Consider the following 19,967-nt stretch of genomic DNA (forward strand, 5'->3'; position numbering starts at 1 on the left):
CACCCGCGCGGCCCGGTCACCCGCGCGGCCCGGTCAGGCCGTCGGCCCCTGCATGAGGGCGCTGACCCAGCGCATGGTGCCCTCGCCCAGCCCCTGCACATACGTCTCGGCGCTGTGCGTGCCGTCCGGCACGATCTGCAGCCGGGTGTGCACCGGCCCGTGCCCGTACTGGGAGATGAACTTCCGCACCTTCGGCAGCACCGTGTGCTCCTGGGAGCCGTCCTGGAAGGCGAGGTAGACCGGCGGTCCGCCGCGCGCGATCAGCCGGCGGGCCAGCACCTCCGGGTTGTTCTCCCGCTCCGCCTCGGCGTGGCCGTTCCACAGCGGCGAGTCGGGCACGATGTCCGGCCCGTTGGGTATCGCCACCTTGAAGGTGTCCGGGTGCTGGAGCACGTTCTTCAGGGCCGCGAACCCGCCCGAGGAGGAGCCCATGATGGCCCAGGCGTCGCGGGTCTTGAGGGTGCGGAAGTTCTGCCGTACGAGATCGGGCACGTCCTGGCTGAGCCAGGTGCCGATCTTCGGCTGGCCGGGTATGTCGCTGCCGTCGTAGTACTGCTTGTCATTGGGGTTGAGCACCGGCATGACGACGATGAAGGGCAGGCTGGAGCCGTTCTTGGACCACTGGGCCAGGTTCTCCTCCAGCTTGAGGTCGGAGCCGATCCAGTAGTTGACGGGGAAGCCGTACGCGCCGGGCAGCGCCTCCATCACCGGGAAGCCCTTGTGCGCGTTGCGCTTCTCGTAGTACTCCGGCGGTGCCCACACCCACACCTTCCCGGTGAAGCCGGACTTGGGGCCGTGCAGGGTGGTCACGCCTATCGGGGTGTTCTCGCCGGCCCCGCCGACCCGGCTCTCCTCCTCGAAGCTGATCGGACGCGTCGGCCACTGCACCAGCGACCGCTTTCCCGGCGGCGTGGCATGCAGCGCGGCGCCCGACTTGGGGCCGCCGAACCGCAGGGGAGAGGCCTGGGTGGCGCCGCTGCCGCAGCCGGACGTACCGACGAGGACGGTCAGGGTGATCAGCGTGATCACCGCGGGGAACAGGGCTTTGCGCACGGGGCCTTCTCCTTGCCGACATCCGGGAGCTGTCCCCGGCTGGCCAGCAAGAGGGGGCGGTGCGGGCCCGGGTTTCCTTCCGGGGGTGTCGGGTTGCTCGCACCCCGGTGCGGAATCCGGGCATCCCCTTCGTGACCTGGGACGCTTTACGCAGGCAGGGAGGCTGGTTTACCGGGATTTTCCCGGTGGGCGGGCGGCGGGACGCGCGGAACCACGCCTGTTCCCGTGGCCCGGAACGTCCGTGTCCGGCCCGTATCCTCTCGCTATGACCTGGTCGCGTGCGCTCAAGAAGGCGGCTCGTTCCGGGCTGACCATCGAGCGGACCAAGCTCACCCCGCTGATCGCCCTCCGCGGCGCGGCCGGCGTCGCCCTCGTCATCGGCCTGTGCCTGTGGCGCGGCGACCCGACCCTCGCGGTCTCCTCCGCCTTCGGCGCGTACGCCTCCGGGATCGTCACCTTCCAGCGCAGCATGCGGCCGCGCCCGGTGCTCGCGCTCGCCGTCGCCGGAGCGCTGGCCCTCTCCACCTTCCTCGGCTATCTGGCCGCGGCCCGACTCGTCTCCTTCGTCCTGCTGCTGGCCGGCTGGACCCTGCTGGCCGGGATGGCCTGGGCGATCGGGCCGGTCGCCGGGCTGATCGGCACCCAGACCGTGGCGATCATGCTGGTCACCGTCACCCTGCCGACGTCCGTCCTCGGCGCGCTGGAACACGCCGCCCTGATGTTCTTCGGCGGTCTCGTCCAGGCCGCTCTCATCATGGTGTTCCCGGTCCGGCCCTGGGGCGTCCAGCGCGATGCGCTCGCCGACGCGCTGGCCGACGAGGCGGACTACGCCCGGCGGCTGCGGCACGACCCGGTCGCCCCGTTCGACCCGTCGCCCCTGATGGACGCCCGGCTCGCCTCCGCCCTCACTCCCCGTCAGGCCAGGCGCCGTCCCGTACAGCTGCACGGTCCCCGGGGGCTCGCCGAACGCGTCCGGCCGGTCCTCGCCTCCCTCGCCGACCCGGTCGTCGGCGCCCCGCTGGAAGGGCCCGAACGCGACCGGGCCCGGGATCTGCTGGGCGCCGCGGCCACCGTCCTGGACGCCGTCGCCCACGCGGTACGGCACGCCCGGCCGGTCCGGCTGCCCCCGGAGGCGATGGCCGTCCTCGAAGTGCCCGCCACCGGCCCGATGCTCCACGGGGCCGCCCGGCGCTCCGCCTACCGTCTGATCTCGCTGCTCGCCGACGCCGTCGAGCTCACCGACGAGCCGGTCCGCTCCACCCGCCCCACCACCGAGGCCGAACGCGGCCATCTGCTGCGCCCCAGCGTCCCCCGGCTGGTGCCCGGCGCGCTGCGCTCCCTGCACCGCGAGGCCCGCTGGTCCTCGCACATCCTGCGGCACGCCCTGCGGGTCTCCGCGGTCGCCACCGCCGGCTATCTGCTGGGCACCGTGCTCCCGTTCGGCCACGGCTACTGGGCGCCGCTGGCCTCGGTCATGGTGATGCGCCCGGACTTCGCCCAGACCTACTCCCGCGGCATCGCCCGCTTCATCGGCACCCTCGTCGGGGTCACCGTCGCGGGCGCGCTGATGGCCCTGGCGCATCCGGGCAGCTATGTCAGCGGCGGGCTCGCCGTGGTGAGCGTGGGGCTGATGTACCTGCTGATGCGCACCGGCGTCTCGGTGACCTCGGCCTGCGGGGCCGCGTATGTCGTCTTCCTGCTCGGCCTCGCCGGGGCGGGCTGGGAGCAGACCGTCCAGGAGCGCGTGGTGCTCACCCTCCTGGGCGGGCTGCTCGCGATGCTGTCGTACGCGCTGTTCCCCGCCTGGGAGACCCCCAAGCTCCGCGACCGGCTCGCCGCGTGGCTGGAGGCCAACGGGCGCTACGCCCTGGCCGTGTTCGACCTCTACGCCACGCCCGCCGAACGCCGCCCCCGGCAGATCCGCGACGCCCTGCTGGACTCCCGTGCGGCCCGCGCGGCCTGGGAGGAGAGCGAGGCCCGCGCCGAGAAGGAACCCGTGCGCCACCGCGGCCTGTCCCCCGCCTCGGCGAAGGCGGCCGGCGCCGCGCTCGCCACGATGGGCCGGGTCACCATGATCCTGGAGGTCCACCTCCCCGAACGCGATGCCGCGGCCTCACCCGGTGCCACCGCCTTCGCCTTCGAACTGCGCGCCTGCCTGGAGGAGGCCACGCGCGCGGTGCGGGAGCGGGACGCATTGAACTGGAGCGAGCTGCGGGCCGTATGGGAGAGGTGGGACGCGGAGGACGAGAGCCGTGGTGTCGCCCTGCGCGTCGCCGACCTGCAGCTCGACGCCCTCGACGACCTGGCGGAGGCGCTGTCGCGGGAGCCGCGGGCGGACGACGGGTCCGACGACGGGGCGGACCGCGACGCCCCGGACGGCGGTAGCCGGTGAGAGTGAGGTGAGGGAACCATTCCGGGCCCCCGGTAGTCTTATTGATTGCCCGCAATGAACGCCATTGCTCGCCCATGGGGTTGTCTGCGGCGCAATGCCCCAGGACCCCCACTCCGTCGCGAGAGAGCACACGAACCCCCCATGGCGTCCAGCACTTCGTCCGGAACGTACGACATAGGCATCGACCTCGGCACCGCCAACACCCTGGTGTACGCCCGCGGCAAGGGCGTGGTGCTGAACGAACCGTCCGTCGTCGCGGTCAACGCCGCCGGCGAGGTGATCGCCGTGGGCGCGGACGCCAAGCGGACCATCGGCCGTACGCCCTCCGGGATCACCGCGATGCGCCCCCTGCGGGACGGTGTCATCGCCGACTTCGACGCCGCCGAGCGGATGCTGCGCGCCCTGATGAAGAAGGCCCTGCCCAGCCGCCGGTTCTCCCGGCCGCGGGTGGTCATCTGCGTCCCCTCCGGCGTCACGGGCGTCGAGCGGCGCGCGGTCATCGACTCCGCCCGGGGTGCCGGCGCCCGCGAAGTGCACCTCATCGAGGAGCCGATGGCCGCCGCGATCGGCGCCGGCCTCCCCGTGGACGAGCCGGTCGGCTGCATGGTGGTGGACATCGGCGGCGGGACGACCGAGGTCGCCGTCATCTCCATGGGCGGCCTGGTCACCGCCCAGTCCGTACGGGTCGCCGGCGACGCCCTGGATGCCGCCGTCGCCGCCCACATCAAGAAGCAGCACTCCCTGGCCATCGGCGAGCGCACCGCCGAGGACATCAAGATCGCGATCGGCTCGGCGGTCTGGACCCCGGTCGACATCGGCGAGGACGGCGCACCCGACCGCCCCTTCTCGTACACGGTCCGCGGCCGCGACCACATCAGCGGCCTGCCCCGGGTCCAGGAGATCAGCGAGGAGGAGATCCGCGAGGCGCTGGCCGAACCGGTCGAGGCGATCGTCCGCGCCGTCCACCGCACCCTCGACGAATGCCCCCCGGAGCTCTCCGGCGACATCGTCGAGCGCGGGATCGCCCTGACCGGCGGCGGCGCCCTGCTCCGCGGCCTGGACCACCGGCTGCGCGAGGAGATGGGCGTCCCGGTGACGGTCGCCGACGATCCCCTGGACTGCGTGGTCAACGGCACCGCGAAGTGCGTCGACGAATTCGCCAACCTGCACGGACTGTTGACGGGCGCGAAGGAACAACCGCGGCGGACGGTGCGGTTGTAGGGAGAGGCCGAGGGCTGTCTTCGAAGACCGGCCCGAGGGCGCGGGGCTCCCGTCCGGCCGGTTTGCCGTCCCGGCAAGATTCCTCGCCTGCACGGTGCGGGCACCGCCATGATCATGGGGAGCGGTCGCCGGGACCGCGGGCCGCGCCGGACCGGGGCCCGCGCGCCCGTGGCCGCCGCCCGCAGGCGCCGCCACCACCGGCGTCGCCGCACTCCCGAGGAGGATGCATGCCGCAGCCCGCCAAGACCCCGTCCACGCCGCCCGCTTCCCCGGGCGCCCCTGTACCGCAGCCGCCGGCCGGCCCGCTGCCGGCGGCGACCCACCGTACGGTCGACGTCCCCGGCGGCCACATCCACCTGGTGGAGCAGGGCAGCGGCCCCCTCGTCCTCATGGTCCACGGCTTCCCCGAGTCCTGGTACTCCTGGCGCCACCAGCTCCCCGCGCTCGCCGCGGCGGGCTACCGGGCGGTCGCCATCGACGTGCGGGGCTACGGGCGTTCCTCGAAACCCCGTGACGTGGCCGCCTACCGGATGCTGGCCCATGTCGCCGACAACGTCGCGGTGGTGCGCGCCCTCGGCGCCGAGACCGCGACCATCGTGGGCCACGACTGGGGCTCGCCCATCGCCGCCAACACGGCGCTGCTGCGGCCCGACCTCTTCACCGCCGTGGCGCTGCTGAGCGTGCCGTACACGCCCCGCGGCGGGACCCGGCCCACCGAGGGCTTCGCGCGGATCGGCGGCCCCGGGGAGTTCTACGTCAGCTACTTCCAGGAGCCGGGCCGGGCCGAGGCGGAGATCGACCCCGATGTCCGCGGCTGGCTCGCCGGGTTCTACGCGGTGGCCTCGGGCGATGCCGAGCCGCCGTCCGGCGGGGATCACATCGGAGGGTTCTCGGTCCTGCCGGGCGGCAAACTGTCCGACCGCTTCCCCGCCGACAACCCCCTGCCCCTGCCCTGGCTCACCGACGCCGATCTCGACTTCTACGCGGGCGAATTCGAGCGGACCGGCCTGACCGGCGGGCTCAACCGCTACCGCAACGTCGACCGGGACTGGGAGGACCTTGCCGCCTGGGACGGGGCACCGCTGCGGCAGCCGTCCCTCTTCATCGGCGGGGAGCACGACGCCCCCACCAACTGGAGCGCCGGCGCCATCAAGGCCTTCCCGCAGACCCTCCCCGGCCTGTCCGCCTCGCACATCCTGGAAGGCTGCGGTCACTGGGTCCAGCAGGAACGCGCCGAGGAGGTCAACCGCCTCCTCCTCGACTGGCTGGGCTCCCTGCCGGCGAAGCCCGCCGCGCGGCCGGCTTCCTGAGCGCCGCCGCGCGGACGGCGTCCTACGCGCCGCCCCGCTCCCTGCTCATATAGGCCTCCAGGCCGTCCAGGATCCGTTCCAGTCCGAACTCCCCTGCCCGGTCGCGGGAGGTGGCATCGGCTCCGGCGTCGGCGACGGCCGCGGCGACCGCGGGAAAGCGGTCGGCGCGGCCGGCGAGGAGTTCGTTCAGCGCGGCGCTCATGACCTCTTCCGGCGCCTTGGCCCGCGCGCTGCCCAGCCCCATCGAGGCCGACACCTGGGCGAGGTTCCGGATGTGGCCGTGCACCACGACCACGGCGTCGAGCTGTTCGCCGCCGGTCAGGCCGGTGTCCGCGAGCGCGGCGAGGGCGCGCTCGGTCCAGCCGAGCTCGTGGGGGCCCATGACCCGGGGGCCGACGGCCGCGCCCAGCAGCCAGGGGTGCCGGTGGTAGACCGCCGCAAGCGCCTTTGCCCAGGTGCGCAGCGCCGGCCGCCACCCCCCGCGGTCGTCCTCGTCGGGGCCGGCGGGCGCGGCCACGCCCGGCGGTTCCCCCATCGCCGTATCGATCATCAGCGCGATCAGTTCGCTCTTCCCCGGCACATAGCGGTACAGGGACATCTTGGTGAAGTCCAGTTCGGCCGCGACCCGTTGCATGGAGACCGCCCCGAGTCCGCCGGCGTCGGCGAGCGCCATCGCCGTACGCGTGATCCGCTCCAGGCTCAGCGCCGGCTTGGGGCCCCGGCTGGGCCGCTCCCGCCCGCCCCACAGCAGCTCGACACTGCCCGCCTGATCTCCGAACACGCTGTGCTTGCCGTCGTCTCCCGCCATCCCCGCATCCTAAAACTGTGTCCGGGGTATACAGAACAGTGTCCGTCGGATACAGTTTCTTTCCTCGGTACTCGGTACGACGGATCGATCGACGGGGGAGTGTGCGATGACGTACGAGATGACGGGTGAAACGGCAACGGGGCGCGGGGATGCCGCCCGGCCGGACCGTGAGCGGGAGCGGCGAACGGTGCCGTTACCGGGGCGCTCCGTTCTGATCTCCGGCGCCAGCGTGGCCGGTCCGGCCCTGGCCTACTGGCTCGGCCGCTACGGCTTCCGGACCACCGTGGTCGAGCTGGCCCCCGCCCTGCGCGGCGGCGGCTTCGCGGTCGACTTCCGCGGGGCGGCACAGCTGACGGTCCTGGAGCGCATGGGCGTCCTGGACGACATCAGGGCCCACAGCACCGGCGGCGGCGACCCCCTCACCTTCATCGACGGGCAGGGGCGTCCGCTGGCCGCGGTGCCTCCCGAATTCAGCGGTGGCGAGGTCGAGATCCTCCGCTCGGAGCTGTCCCGCATCCTTCACCGGCACAGCCTGACCCCGCCCGGCGTCCCCGCCACTCCCGGCGGCCACCGGGCTCACCACGCACCCGGCAGTCCGCCCGGGGGCCCGGCCACGCCCGAGTACCTTTTCGGCGACTCCCTCGCCTCCCTCACCCAGACCGCCGACGGGGTCCATGCCACCTTCGAACGGGGCGCGCCGCGCACCTTCGACCTGGTGATCGGCGCCGACGGTCTGCACTCCACCGTGCGCCGGCTCGCCTTCGGCCCCGAAAAGGACTTCGTCCGGCACCTCGGCTACTACGTCGCCGCCTGGGACCTGCCCGAAGACGCCGGAGACCTGGGCGCCCGCCCGGTCGGCTACGGCGAACCCGGCCGTCTGGCGACCGTCGGCCGCACACCCCGCCGCAGCGGGGAACGGGGCTATGCCGGCGAAGTCTTCTGTGTCTTCGCCTCCGAGGAGGAGCTGATATCCGACCGGGGCGACCCCCGCGCCCGGAAGCGGGCGATAGCCCGGGCCTACGAAGGCGCCGGCTGGCGGACGCCGGAAATCATCGCCACACTCGGGCAGGCCGATGACGTCTACTTCGACTCCATCAGCCGCGCCGATGTGCCGTGGTGGTCCACGGGCCGTATCGCGCTCCTCGGGGACGCCGCCCACGGCGCCACGGTCGGCGGTATGGGCACCGGCTCGGCGATCATCGGCGCCTACGTCCTCGCCGGAGAACTCGCCCTCGCCGAGGGGGATCACCACACGGCCTTCGCCCGCTACGAACGCGCACTGCGCCCCTATGTGACCCGGTGCCAGCAAGGCGGCCGCGGGGCCGGGGAGTTCCTGGCCCCGGTCACCCAGGAAGCCATCGATGCCCGTAACGCCGCCCTGAACTCCCCGGCCGCCGTCGCCGCCATGCTGCAACAGGGCCATGACACCTCCGCGGCCCTCGCCCTGGAGGACTACCCCGCGCTGGTCGCCGCCGCGGTCCGCGCCCGGTGGTGAACTTCCCGGCTTCACGCTGAGCCGAATGGGCGTTCCGGCGTCAACGCGATTGTCCGGCGCTCCCTCTTCTGGGTTACTGGTGATGCCTGGTCGGTGGGCCGTCCATCCCCCTCGGGCTTCCGCGGCCGGCCCACCCTCCAGCCCTTTTCGCTGTGGGGCCCGGGGGACGGCCGGCAGCACGACGGCCCCGTCGCACCGCACGGTGCGACCGGTCGCTGTACGCCGTGTGTGCCGGCCCCTCCGTACGGCCGGCCGCTGCCAAGTGCCCGGGTCCCGGCCCGTGAGTCGTCACGAACGGGCCCGGCAGCGAGCTCACACAGCAGGAGGACTCCATGTCCACACCCACCATCCAGCCGGCCCTGCCGGCGTTGCCTCCCGGACCCGTGCTGCTCGGCGTACTGCCCAGCTCGGGGCCGACCGCGGGCGGCAACACCGTGCAGCTCGTCGGGCTCGGCCTCGGAGGCGCCACCAGCGTCCTCTTCGGGACGTCGACGGCGACGGTCGTCGGGCAGGACCCGCTGGGGCTGACCGTGACGGTCGTGGCCCCGGCGCACGCCGCGGGTGCCGTGCAGGTCACCGTCACCACCAGCGGCGGTACCAGCAACCCGGCGTCGTACGTGTACCTGGCGCCCGTCCCGCCGACGGCCGCGGTCATCACCCCCAACTCGGGGCCGGTCGCGGGCGGCACCGCGTTCGTCATCGCCGGAACCGGACTGCAGGGCGCCACCGTCACCATGGGGGGCAACGCCGCAACCGTCGTGGGCACGGACCCCACCGGCAGTGTCCTGTTCGGCGTCACCCCCGCGGGACCCCCCGCAGGAGGCAACGTCCCGGTCGTGGTGACGACCCCGGGCGGCACCGCGACCGTCCCCGGCGGCTACACCTACCTGGCCGCGCCTCCCACGGTCACCGGAACGGTGTCGCCGTCCTCGGCGGCGGCGGGCGCCACCTTCACCATCGTCGGGACCGGCCTCCTCGGAGCGACCGTGCTCTTCGGCGCCGCCCCGGCCACCGGAGTGGTCGTCAACGGGGGCGGCACGTCCCTGACCGGGACCGTCCCGCCGGGCACGGTCGGATCGACCGTGCAGGTGACCGTCCAGACGGCGGCTGGCAGCGCCAACGCCGGGTCGTTCACCTACCTGTGACGGCCCGCCCCACCGTCTGACGGCCCGGGAACCGGCCGGCGACGGCGGGCCGCACCCGGCCCGCCCGGACCCGGCCCGCCCGGACCCGTGCGGCCGGCCCGGCGCCGTCATCCCGCGGGGGGACGCCGCAAAGCGGTTCGGCCCCCGCCCGTCGTGCGGGCGGGGGCCGAACTCGCCGGAGGCTCCCCATGGCTCTCCCCGGACCGCACCGGCCCGTCGGGGGGCAGGTAGCGCCGGGCGTCCTGCGGCGGGCGCCCGGCGGCGCCGCACAGCAAGGGCAACGGAAGTCCCGCGTCCGCCATCCATGTCAGCCCGGTGTGGCGCAGATCCTGCCGTCGGAGGTATTCGTGACCGAGCTCGGCCACCACATCGTCCCAGCGGGTGGCGTCCCGCAGCACCGCGGCGGTGAACCGGCGCCGCTGCGGACCGGTGAACAGCCGGGCCGCCGGCGTGTGCCGGGCCGCCTCCAGCCGCCCGGCGGCCAGTTCCCGCGCGGCGGGGCGCAGCGGCACCACCCGGTGGTGCCTGCCCCGGCAGGCGCGGTCGTCCAGGCCCTCCGGCTCGGAGACGGTGAAGCGCTGGACCTGCCAGGTCCAGGTGCTCAGATCGATGTCCTGGGCCTGCAGGGCGGACACCTCGCTGAAACGGGTACCGGTCCAGGCGGCGAACCTGACGATGTCGCCCCACTCCGCCCAGCCGTCCGAGGACCGCTGGACGAGAGCGGCCGCCAGCCGCTCCAGCGCCGGTACGTCCGGCAGGGCCAGCGCCCTGGGAGCGGTGCGTTCGCTCTGCGCCCGCTGGTACTCCTGCTGCCAGCCGGCCACCCTGGCCGGATTGGCGTCGAGCACTCCGTCCCGCACGGCCTGTTCCAGGACCCGCACGAGCACGGCAAGGCTGTTCTTCACCGTCGACAGGCCGCATTCGTCGGCGATCCAGCAGTGCAGGGCGCGGTTGACGACGCGTCGGGTGACCTTCCGGACCGGGACGTGCCCGATGCTGGGAACGACACGCAGCCGCCATCCGGCCTGGTAGGGGGACATGGTCAGGGGCTCCAGGCCGTGCATCGCGGCCGGCCACCGCCGTTCCCCGTAGTCGGTGAGCGACATCGTGAGGGTGGCGGCCTCCCAGGGAAACCGGTCCCCGGCGTTATCGTTCATTATCGAATCACCCTTGTCTGCTGGTGAGTTATTCGGCCGCCCGGTACTGATGGCGTGTTGCGCTCTTGAGCGGAAAGCGGCTCCCGGGGAATCGTGCTGACTTCATGCCGGCGGGCGGTGGTGAACTGCGGCCCCCGGTACGGAGCGCATTGGCGCGCGGTCCGCCGGGGGCAGGGAACAACAGCCGGCCACGGCCGGAAAAGGAGCCGGACTCACCGGTGTGAACGGCTCGTACGGCGGTCTCCCAGGACTCTGTCGCCGCTACCGGAGAATGGTGAACTCCTCTCCAACAGGACCGTGAAGGAGGGGAGTTGAGTTGCACGGTGAACGTTTGCCGGGGTCGTGGCGACTTCCGGTGCCTCCCGTCGTCGTCGGCCGGTTTCCCGCTGCCTATGGGCGGCACGTCAGTTGCTGTTGTGCTCCCCATACAAGAATGACAAGCGACGAGCTTGCTGCTGCGCACGGTGTTACTGCGCCACCGGGCAGGAGCAGTGAGCAATCAAACGCTTCATCAGTCATGAGTGGAATAAAGGCATCTCCTCGTGCCATTGCGCAAGTTGGTACGGCTTTGTTCTTTTCGCGCTGCTCCGAACGGGTGGCCTTATCGGTTGACTGTTGTAGCCCGGCGAGCCGCGTGGATAACTAGTCGCATCCAACCGGTGGGCCGCCCATCCTCTCCGGGGAGCGGCACCTGGCCTACCCGTTGGCCCGGCCCAGCGCCTGGTTGCGGTCAGACCGAGATGCCGTATGGGCGTCCCCGGTAGAGGGTTTTGGATCCGTCAGCCGGTGCCGATTCGTCGGCACCGGCTGGTCGGCCCCCACATTCGGACAGGGGGCTTCATGCGAACCATTTCCATCCTTCGCTGGGTCAACGGTCTACGCGCCTTGACCCCGGGCCTCACCGTGACAGCACCGGTATCCGCCCGCACCGCCGCCCCCACCACCGCAAACGGCACCGCACCGACGTCCGCGAGCGGCATCACCGGCCATACCGCCGGCCCCGTGGGAGACCTCCGCGCCCGTCCGGCCGTCCCCGTGGACGCAGCGGTCCGGTACGCCGCCCCGCACACCGCCGCCTGCCCGGCCGGCGCCCCCCTTCCCGGCTTCCTCCACGAGACGCAGCCGGCCCTCTGAGACCGGCCCGGCCGCCCTTCGGCCGCACCCCCGGCGCCACTGGCGCCCCCGGGCCCCCGGCCCCCTTCCCGTAGCCGTCCGGCCCCGCCCGCCCGGCCGCGGCCCCGCAGCGAGCTGCGTGCGGCTCCCCCGACCGCCCATCTGAAGCCTGCCCCCACACACCCACTCCGACAGCACACCGGAGGACAGCATGGCGCAAAGAAGAATGGTGATCCTGGTCGACGGGCCGGAGGGAAATGGCCTGCCGCAGTATGCGCGCGACAATGCGGGCGACCCGATAAGGATCCTGCGCGGCAACGGGTATGAGCGCTTCGAATTCTACGGCGAATACGCGGACTTGGGCGGAGAACCGGTCCCCGTGTACCGCTGGTGTTACCGCACAAGAATCGCCGAATAGGCGCTGTGCGTCCCCGGGAAACAAGCGATGCGCAGAGGAGAACAACCATGTGGAACCTCGTGAGGGACGGAGTCCTGTCGTGAACCGAGAATCCGGTAAAGACGCAAGCACAAGTGAAGAGCGGAATGTCGTGGTGACCGGCGTCGGGTTCTGCCTGCCCGGTCGTACGGAGCCGGTTTTCACCGCCGACGACATGTGGGACGTCGTCTCCAACGGCCGGTCCTGCCTCAAGCGTGACGAGGTGTATTACGGCTCGGTCGAGCTCACCCAGGCGATGTTCGACGAACGCCTCCCGGACGTTCCGCCGTTCTTCTCCCAGCATTACACCCCGGCGCACCGTTTCGGCCTGGTGTCCATGGCGGAAGCCACCGCCGATGCCGGGCTGGCTTTCGGCGGTGGCGCGCTGAGTGAAGCCGCGATTCTGGTCGGACGCGGAGGTGTGGACTCCAACGTCGAAAGCTATCTTTCGGTGCTGAGTGCCGACCCCGGAAAGACCTCCGCGCCGGACGCCATGGAATTGTTCGTCGCGGCCCAGCAAGCCGTGACCCCTTCCGATGTCGCCCTCGTGCAAGCGGCGCTGACCCAGTCCAACGGCCCCTGCTACACCGTCTCGTGCGGCTGCGCCTCGTCCGCCGTACAGATCGGCAACGCCCGGCGGATGATCGCCCACGGCGAGGTCGACGTCGCGGTGGTGACCGGGGTCGACGTCTTCAACGTCCACCTCATCCAGAACATCCAGCGGCTGCTGAGCGGAGCCCAGCAGACCTACGACGCCCTCCGCACGACCGACATGCCCGAACTGCTGCCGTCCTTCACCTCCCTGATGCGGCCCTACGACCGCCGGGCGGACTGCATCAACCACGGCGAGGGCGCGGCCACCGTGATCATGGAAAGCCGGGAACACGCCGCCCGGCGCGGGGCACATGTCTACGGCCAGGTGCTGGCCACCGCCATGACCCGCGACGGGCTGGCCAACCCCCTGGCCTGCGACGAGACCGGCGCGGAACTCGTCACCGCGGTCCGCCGCTGCCTCGGCGACCGGTGGCAGCTGCGCGACATCCCGTACGTCCACGGCGGCAGCGACGGCAACGTCGTCGTCACCGCCTTCGAGGCGAACGCCATCAAGGAGCTCTACGGAGCCGACAACGACGTCCTGATGACGTCCCAGGAAGGCTGCTTCGGCCACAACGGCGCACCGGCCGGCTGCCTGGGCGTCGCCATGACGCTGATGATGATGGAGCGAGGGCAGGTCTGCCCCACCGCCAACTGCGAGCAGCCGGCCGACGGACTGCCCTTCGACCCGGTCCCCGGAGTGCGGCCGCGGCCGCTCGACTTCGACTACGCGCTGAGCTTCAACTACCAGGTCGGCGGTGTGAAGAACGCCATTCTCCTCGGCAGTCCGGAAGCCGTGTGACCACGGGCAGATCACCTCCCACGTACGGAGACCCCGATGAGCAACGACATGCACGGCCCGGGCGCCGAGACGCGCCCCACCCACGAGACAGACCGGATCGCCGTGATCGGCATGGGCTGCCGGCTCCCCGGCGACACCGACTCGCCCGCGGACCTGTGGCGGCTGCTGGTCGAGGAGCGGGACGCGGTGGGCGAACTGCCCGCGGAGCGCCGGCGCCTCGTCCCGGAGGACTCCCCGGGCCCGGGAGCGGCCCCGACCCCCCGTCAGGGCGGGTTCCTGCGCGAGGTGACGGGCTTCGACGCCGCCTTCTTCGGCGTCGCCGGCCGGGAGGCCGACGTCCTGGACCCCCAGCACCGCCTGCTGCTGGAAGTCACCTGGGAGGCCCTGGAACACGCCGGACTGCCACCGGACCGGATGAACGGCACCCCCACGGCCGTCTTCGCCGGCATCAGCTACAGCGACTACATGGACCGGCTGGCCGGGCAGCCCCAGGAACTGGAGGGGTCGATCCTGACCAACGGCCATTGCGTGGCGGCCGGCCGGATCTCCTACCTGCTCGGTCTGCAGGGGCCGTGCGTGGCACTGGACACCGCCTGCTCCTCCTCACTGGTGGCCGTGCACCTGGCACGCCGGGCGCTGATGGCCGGCGAGTGCGACCTCGCGCTCGCCGGCGGCGTCACCCTGAGCTTCCAGCCACGGATCACCCGGTCCTTCGCCCGGATGGGCATGCTGTCAAAGGGCGGGCGCTGCCGGACGTTCGACGCCGGCGCCGATGGATTCGTACGGGGCGAGGGCTGCGGCGTCGTGGTGCTGAAACGTCTCTCCGACGCCGTACGGGACGGTGACCGGGTCCTGGCGGTACTGCGCGGCTCGGCCACCAACCAGGACGGCTCCTCCGAGGGGCTGGCCGCCCCGTCGGTGACCGCCCAGACGGCCCTCTACCGGGAGGCCCTGGAACAGGCCGGCGTCGACCCGCGGGACGTGGGCATGGTGGAGGCGCACGGGACGGGCACCCCGGTGGGCGACCCGATCGAGTTCGCCAGCCTCGCCGAGGTCTACGGCAACGGGCCCGGCCGCTGCGCCCTGACGTCGGTGAAGACCAACGTGGGGCATCTGGAACCGGCCGCCGGCATCACCGGACTGATCAAGAGCGTGCTGTGCCTGCAACGCGGCACCATCCCCGCGAACCTGCACTTCCGGCGCTGGAATCCGGCCATCTCCGCGGCCGGCACCCGCTTCTTCGTCCCCACCGAGCTGTCCGCCTGGCCGCTGCGGACGCCCACCCGGCTGGCCGCCGTGTCCTCCTTCGGCTTCTCGGGCACCAACGCCCACGTCCTGCTGGAACAGGCCCCCGAACGCCCCTCGGCCCCGCAGCAGGACTCCGGGCGGCCGTCCCGGGGCGCCTGTGATGTCTTCCTGGTGCCGGCCGGCTCCCCCGACGTGCTGCCGGCCGCGGCCACCCGGCTCGCGGACTGGATGGAGGGCGACGGCGCGCACGTCCCGCTGCGCGACCTCGCCCACACCCTGGCCCTGCGGCGCTGCGCGGGCCACGGCCGGCTGGGCGTGGTGGCCTCCGGACGCTCAGAACTCCTCACGGCCCTGCGGTCCTTCGCGGCCGGGCAGCGGCATCCGGCGGTCGTCACCGGCGCCGTGGGCGCCGCCGTGGCGCGGCAGCCGGTGTGGGTGTTCTCCGGCCAGGGCTCCCAGTGGCCCGGCATGGGCCGGCGGCTGCTGAAGACCGAACCGGCCTTCCTCGACGCGCTGACCGAGGTCGACGAGCTCATCAGGGCGCAGAGCGAGGTCGCCGTCCTCGACGTGGTGCACGGCGGCCGGCCCGTCCACGGATGCGGCACGGTGCAGCCGGTCCTGTTCGCCCTGCAGATCGCCCTCGCCGCGACCTGGCGCTCGTACGGCGTCGAACCCGCCGCGGTGATCGGGCACTCCATGGGCGAGGTCGCGGCGGCGGTGGTGGCCGGGGCGCTGACCCTGGCCGACGGGGTCCGGGTGATCTGCCGGCGCTCCGGGCTGCTGAGCGATATCGCGGGCTCCGGCAGCATGCTGAGCGTCGGCCTGGACGCCGACACGGTGCGGGCCGAACTCGCCGACAGCGCGGCCGGCACCGTATCGGTCGCCGTCCTGTCCGCACCCGACTCCACCGTCGTGGCCGGACGCACCACGGAGGTGAGCCGGCTGGCCGCCGCCTGGGAGGCCCGCAAGATCCCGGTGTTCCCGATCGCCGTGGACGTCGCCTCGCACTGCCCGCTGGTGGACCCGGTGCTGCCGGCCCTGCGGTCGGCCCTGGCCGGTCTCGACCCCCGCTCGCCCAAGGTGCCGTTCTACTCGACGGTCGTCGACGCCGGCCGGACGCCGGCCTTCGACGCGGACTACTGGTGCGACAACCTGCGCCGCCCGGTGCGCTTCGCCGAGGCGGTGGCGGCCGCCGCGGCCGACCGGCACCTGGTCTACACCGAGATCTCGCCGCACCCCGTGGTCACCCACTCCATCGAGCGCAGCCTGGCCGGTCTCGTCACCGACCCCGTGGTGCTGCCCACCCTGCGCCGTGAGGAGGACGAGCAGGCCACCTTCCGTACCCAGCTCGCCGCGCTGCACTGCGCCGCGGTGCCGGTGAACTGGCGGCGCCTCTACGACGACGGCAGCCTCGTCGACGCCCCCACCGTCACCTTCGACCGCCGCCACCACTGGGCCGACACCACCGCCTCCACCGCCCCGCCCGCACAGGCCGCCGAAGCCCCCCTGGCTCAACTGCCCGGCCGGCACACCGAATTCCCCGGCGACCCCGTACGGCACTGCTGGCGCGCCGACGCCGGCACCGGGGCGCTGCCCTGGCTCGGGGACCACCGGGTGCACGGCAACGCGGTCCTCCCCGGGGCGGCGCACTGCGGGCTGGCGCTCGCGGCCGCCTGCGAGGTCTTCGGCGCAACGCCGCACGAAGTGGAGGTCACCGACGTCCACTTCACCCAGCTGCTGCGGCTGGGCGAGGCCACCGAGGTCTCCACCGCCGTCACCCTGACCGGACCGGACCGGGCGCACTGCGAAATCCTCGCCCGGAACGAGAGCGGCGACTGGGAGGTGCAGGCCGACGCGGTGCTGCACCGGCTGACCGTACGGCCCGAGCTGCGGCCGAGATCCGTCGACGCGATGGCCCTGCGCCACCCGGTGCCCCTGGAACCGGCCGCCCTCTACGAGAGCCTGCGGCAGCGCGGCCTGGAGCACGGCCCGGCGTTCACCGGCGTCCTGGAACTGCACACCGGCCGCCACAACGACAGCTTCTGGGCCAAGGTCGGGGTGCCGCCCGAGGCCGCCGCTCCCGCCCCCGGCCTGCCGGTCCACCCCGTCCTCCTCGACGTCTGCGCACAGCTCGCCGTGGCGCCCCTGGTCAACGAGGACGACCGGTCGCTGGTGCTGCCGGTGAGCATGCAGGCGGTACGCATCCTCGGCGACCCCGCGCAGGCCGCGTACTGCCACGCCCACGTCAGCGAGATCACCGCACAGGCCATCGTGGCCAACGTCCGGCTGCTGGACGACAGCGGCGCCGTGGTCCTCGTCGTCAACGGCCTGCGCTTCGCCCGGCGGGCCGTCCGCGAGACCCCGGAGGTCGACGACTGGCTGCTCGGCATCGGCTGGCGGTCGGCACCCCGGGCGGCGCCGGACGGCGGCCACGCCCCCGGGAGCTGGGTCGTCGTGGGCGAAGCGGACGGCTCGGCCCAGGCGCTGGCCGCCGCGCTGCGCTCCCGCTGCGCCCGCACGGTGGTCTGGGACCGCCCGCTGGACGACACCCCGCTCGCCGCGTTCCGCGACGCCCTCACCGGCCGGCTGTCCGCCACCCTCGAAACCCCGCGCGGGGTGGTGCTGGTGTGCGCACGGGCCGAGGGCGGGGAGCCGACCGTGCAGTCCCTGTGGCGCACCCGCAGGCTGCTCGGCGCGATGCAGGCGATCACCGCCACCTCCTCGGCACCGCGCCTGTACGTCGTCACCCGGGGCGCCCGCAGCGTACTGCCCGACGACGAGGTCGACCTCGGGCAGAGCGCGCTGCGCGGACTGCTGCGGGTCGGCGCGCTGGAACACCCCGAGATCCGGCCGGTGCTGGTGGACGCCGATCCGCACGAGGCCGATCCCGAGGACGTGGCCCTGGAGCTGCTGGCGGACGCGGACGACGACGAGGTCGCGCTGCGGGCGGGCCGCCGGCACGTCGCCCGCCTGGAACACGCCGCGCCGAACGGCGGGCAGGACCAGGCCGCCACCCCGTGCACCGTGCGGTACGGCGAGGACGGCTTCCGGCTGCGCGCGAGCCGGCTGGGCGACCTGTCGAGCCTGGAGTACGCCGCCACCGGCCGGCGCGCACCGGCACCCGGCGAGGTCGAGGTACGGGTCACCGCCGCCGGCCTGAACTTCCGCGATGTGCTCACGGCCATGGGCCTGCTCCCCGGCGACCTGGACGTCCGCTACCGGATCGGATTCGAGTGCTCCGGTGTGGTGAGCGCGGTCGGCGCCGGGGTGGAACGCCCCCAGGTCGGGGACGAGGTGATCGCCGTCGATCTGCGCGGCGGCGCCTTCGGCTCCTTCCTCACCCTCCCCGCCGATGCGGTCGCCCCCATCCCCTTCGGCATCGAACCGGCGGCCGCGGCCGGGCTGCCGATCGCCTTCCTGACCGCCTGGTACGCGCTGCGCCACGTCGCCCGGCTCGCCGCCGGGGAGCGGGTGCTGATCCACTCCGCCACCGGCGGTACCGGCCTCGCGGCGATCGCGGTGGCCCGGCTGCTGGGCGCCGAGGTGCTGGCCACGGCCGGCAGCGAGGACAAGCGGCGCTATCTGCGGGGCATGGGCATCCGCCACGTCATGGACTCCCGCACGCTGGAGTTCGGCGAACGCACCCGCGAGGCGACCGGCGGGGAGGGCGTCGACGTCGTCCTCAACTCACTGTCCGGGGCGGCCATCCGCACCGGCCTGGAGACGCTGCGCCCCTTCGGCCGGTTCGTGGAGCTGGGGGTGCGCGACATCATGGCGGACGCCCCGCTGGGGATGCTGCCGCTGCGGCACAACGTCACCCTGAGCACCGTCGACCTGATCGAACTGCACCGCAACCGCCCCGACACCTTCGCCACGGTGTGGAAGGAGGTGCTGGGCGCGTTCGAGGAGGGCCGGCTCAAGCCCCTGCACTGCACGGAGTATCCGCTCGCGGAGGCCACCACGGCCTTCCGCACCATGGCGGCCGCCGACCACATCGGCAAGCTGGTGCTGACCGTGCCCGACGAGGGGGAGGCCCCCGCGGTGCTGCCCGAAAGGGACCTGCCCGTGGAGGAGGGCGGCGCCTACATCGTCACCGGCGGACTGCGCGGCCTGGGCCTGGCCACGGCGAAATGGCTGGCCGCACACGGCGCCGGCCATGTGGTGCTCAACGGCCGCAGCGCCCCGGAGCCCGAGGCCGCGCGGACCCTCGCCACGGCGATCGGCAGGACCGCCAAGGTATCGGTGGTCCTGGGCGACATCGCCGATCCGGATGTCGCCCGGCGGCTGGTCTCCACGGCCGTCACCGGGGGATTCCGGCTGCGCGGGGTGGTGCACTGCGCCATGGTGCTGGACGACGCCGTGATCACCAATGTGGCCGACGACCAGCTGGAACGGGTCTGGCTGCCGAAGGTCGTCGGGGCCTGGCACCTCCACCACGCCACCCGGGACCACCCGTTGGACTGGTTCGCGGCGTTCTCCTCGATGGCCTCCCTGCTGGGCAACCCCGGCCAGGGCTCCTACGCGGCGGCCAACTCCTGGCTCGACGGGTTCGCGGCCTGGCGCTCCGCACAGGGGCTGCCCACCGTGGCGGTCAACTGGGGTCCGTGGGGCGAGATCGGTGTCGCCACCGACTTCAGCCGCCGCGGCTACCGCACCATTCCCACGGACCACGGCCTGGCGGCGCTGCGGACACTGCTGGCCCGCCGGTGGGTGCAGACCGGAGTGATCCCCGGCCCGCCGGACACCTGGGTGCCGCCCGCCGGCCGCCATCTCCCGTTCTTCAGCGCGGTGTCCGGCGAGGCCCCGGTGGACCGGACCCCGCCGCCCGAGGAGACCGAGGACATGCGGGCCCGGCTCGCCGCCCTGCCGCCCGGCCTGGCCAGGAGAGCCGCACTGGAGGAGCATCTGGCGGGCCACGTCCGTGACGTGCTGCGGCTGGGGGAGAGCTCCCTCGACCCGCAGACCCCGCTGAAGTCGCTGGGATTCGACTCCCTCCTGGCGATGGAGCTGCGCGTCCGCATCGACCGCTCCTTCGCCATCTCCCTGCCGAGAAACTTCGTCTGGGAACACCCGACCCTCGCCGCCCTCGCCGTCGGTATCGCCGAGCACCTGGGCCTGGAACTGACGGCGAACTAGCCTCTCTGGCCCCGCAGGCCATCGGGGGCCGCAGACGCCCGGCGGACCGCACAACGG

General features: G+C 73.1%; 12 protein-coding genes. 9 read left to right on the forward strand and 3 right to left on the reverse strand.

Features of this window, described 5'->3' with window-relative positions; all coding sequences use genetic code 11:
• Positions 1–33: 33 nt before the first annotated feature.
• On the reverse strand, positions 34–1,053 hold the full coding sequence (locus D9V36_RS28620) for an alpha/beta hydrolase (RefSeq protein ID WP_129296283.1): 1,020 nt from the start codon (positions 1,051–1,053) through the stop codon (positions 34–36).
• Positions 1,054–1,318: 265 nt separating this feature from the next.
• Between D9V36_RS28620 and D9V36_RS28625 the strand changes: the two genes are divergently transcribed.
• The 3 genes from D9V36_RS28625 (at position 1,319) to D9V36_RS28635 (ending at position 5,976) form a co-directional block, all read left to right on the forward strand.
• Positions 1,319–3,445 (forward strand): FUSC family protein, encoded by a 2,127-nt coding sequence (locus D9V36_RS28625; protein ID WP_129296284.1) that lies wholly within the window; start codon positions 1,319–1,321, stop codon positions 3,443–3,445.
• Positions 3,446–3,586: 141 nt separating this feature from the next.
• A complete protein-coding gene (locus D9V36_RS28630; RefSeq protein WP_129296285.1) occupies positions 3,587–4,666 on the forward strand; it encodes a rod shape-determining protein in 1,080 nt (359 codons plus the stop codon).
• Between the two features lie 227 nt (positions 4,667–4,893).
• Entirely contained in the window at positions 4,894–5,976 is a 1,083-nt protein-coding gene (locus tag D9V36_RS28635) for an alpha/beta fold hydrolase (protein WP_129296286.1), read from the forward strand.
• Between the two features lie 22 nt (positions 5,977–5,998).
• On the opposite strand, the gene D9V36_RS28640 is transcribed toward D9V36_RS28635, so the two are convergent.
• The gene (locus D9V36_RS28640; RefSeq protein ID WP_129296287.1) at positions 5,999–6,784 is read right to left on the reverse strand and encodes a TetR/AcrR family transcriptional regulator; all 786 of its coding nucleotides are present in this window, start codon (positions 6,782–6,784) and stop codon (positions 5,999–6,001) included.
• A gap of 106 nt (positions 6,785–6,890) precedes the next feature.
• On the opposite strand from D9V36_RS28640, the gene D9V36_RS28645 reads away from it, so the two are divergent.
• A complete protein-coding gene (locus tag D9V36_RS28645; RefSeq protein ID WP_241721081.1) occupies positions 6,891–8,279 on the forward strand; it encodes an FAD-dependent monooxygenase in 1,389 nt (462 codons plus the stop codon).
• 332 nt (positions 8,280–8,611) lie between these two features.
• Positions 8,612–9,424 carry an IPT/TIG domain-containing protein gene (locus D9V36_RS28650; protein ID WP_129296288.1) on the forward strand — a complete coding sequence of 271 codons (813 nt, stop codon included), beginning with the start codon at positions 8,612–8,614 and terminating at the stop codon, positions 9,422–9,424.
• 107 nt (positions 9,425–9,531) lie between these two features.
• Here the strand turns inward: D9V36_RS28650 and D9V36_RS28655 are convergent, their stop codons facing one another.
• A complete protein-coding gene (locus tag D9V36_RS28655; RefSeq protein WP_241721082.1) occupies positions 9,532–10,581 on the reverse strand; it encodes a tyrosine-type recombinase/integrase in 1,050 nt (349 codons plus the stop codon).
• Positions 10,582–11,421: 840 nt separating this feature from the next.
• Between D9V36_RS28655 and D9V36_RS28660 the strand changes: the two genes are divergently transcribed.
• From D9V36_RS28660 to D9V36_RS28675, 4 genes are all read left to right on the forward strand, one after another.
• A complete protein-coding gene (locus tag D9V36_RS28660; protein WP_129296289.1) occupies positions 11,422–11,715 on the forward strand; it encodes a hypothetical protein in 294 nt (97 codons plus the stop codon).
• A 190-nt stretch (positions 11,716–11,905) separates the two neighbouring features.
• Positions 11,906–12,112, forward strand: a complete 207-nt coding sequence (locus D9V36_RS28665; RefSeq protein ID WP_371127135.1) for a DUF5988 family protein — start codon at positions 11,906–11,908, stop codon at positions 12,110–12,112.
• Between the two features lie 79 nt (positions 12,113–12,191).
• The gene (locus D9V36_RS28670) at positions 12,192–13,526 is read left to right on the forward strand and encodes a beta-ketoacyl synthase N-terminal-like domain-containing protein (protein WP_129296290.1); all 1,335 of its coding nucleotides are present in this window, start codon (positions 12,192–12,194) and stop codon (positions 13,524–13,526) included.
• A gap of 36 nt (positions 13,527–13,562) precedes the next feature.
• Positions 13,563–19,910 (forward strand): type I polyketide synthase, encoded by a 6,348-nt coding sequence (locus D9V36_RS28675; RefSeq protein ID WP_129296291.1) that lies wholly within the window; start codon positions 13,563–13,565, stop codon positions 19,908–19,910.
• Positions 19,911–19,967 lie beyond the last annotated feature (57 nt).

Source organism: Streptomyces lydicus (assembly GCF_004125265.1).
Classification (GTDB): Bacteria; Actinomycetota; Actinomycetes; order Streptomycetales; family Streptomycetaceae; genus Streptomyces; species Streptomyces lydicus_C.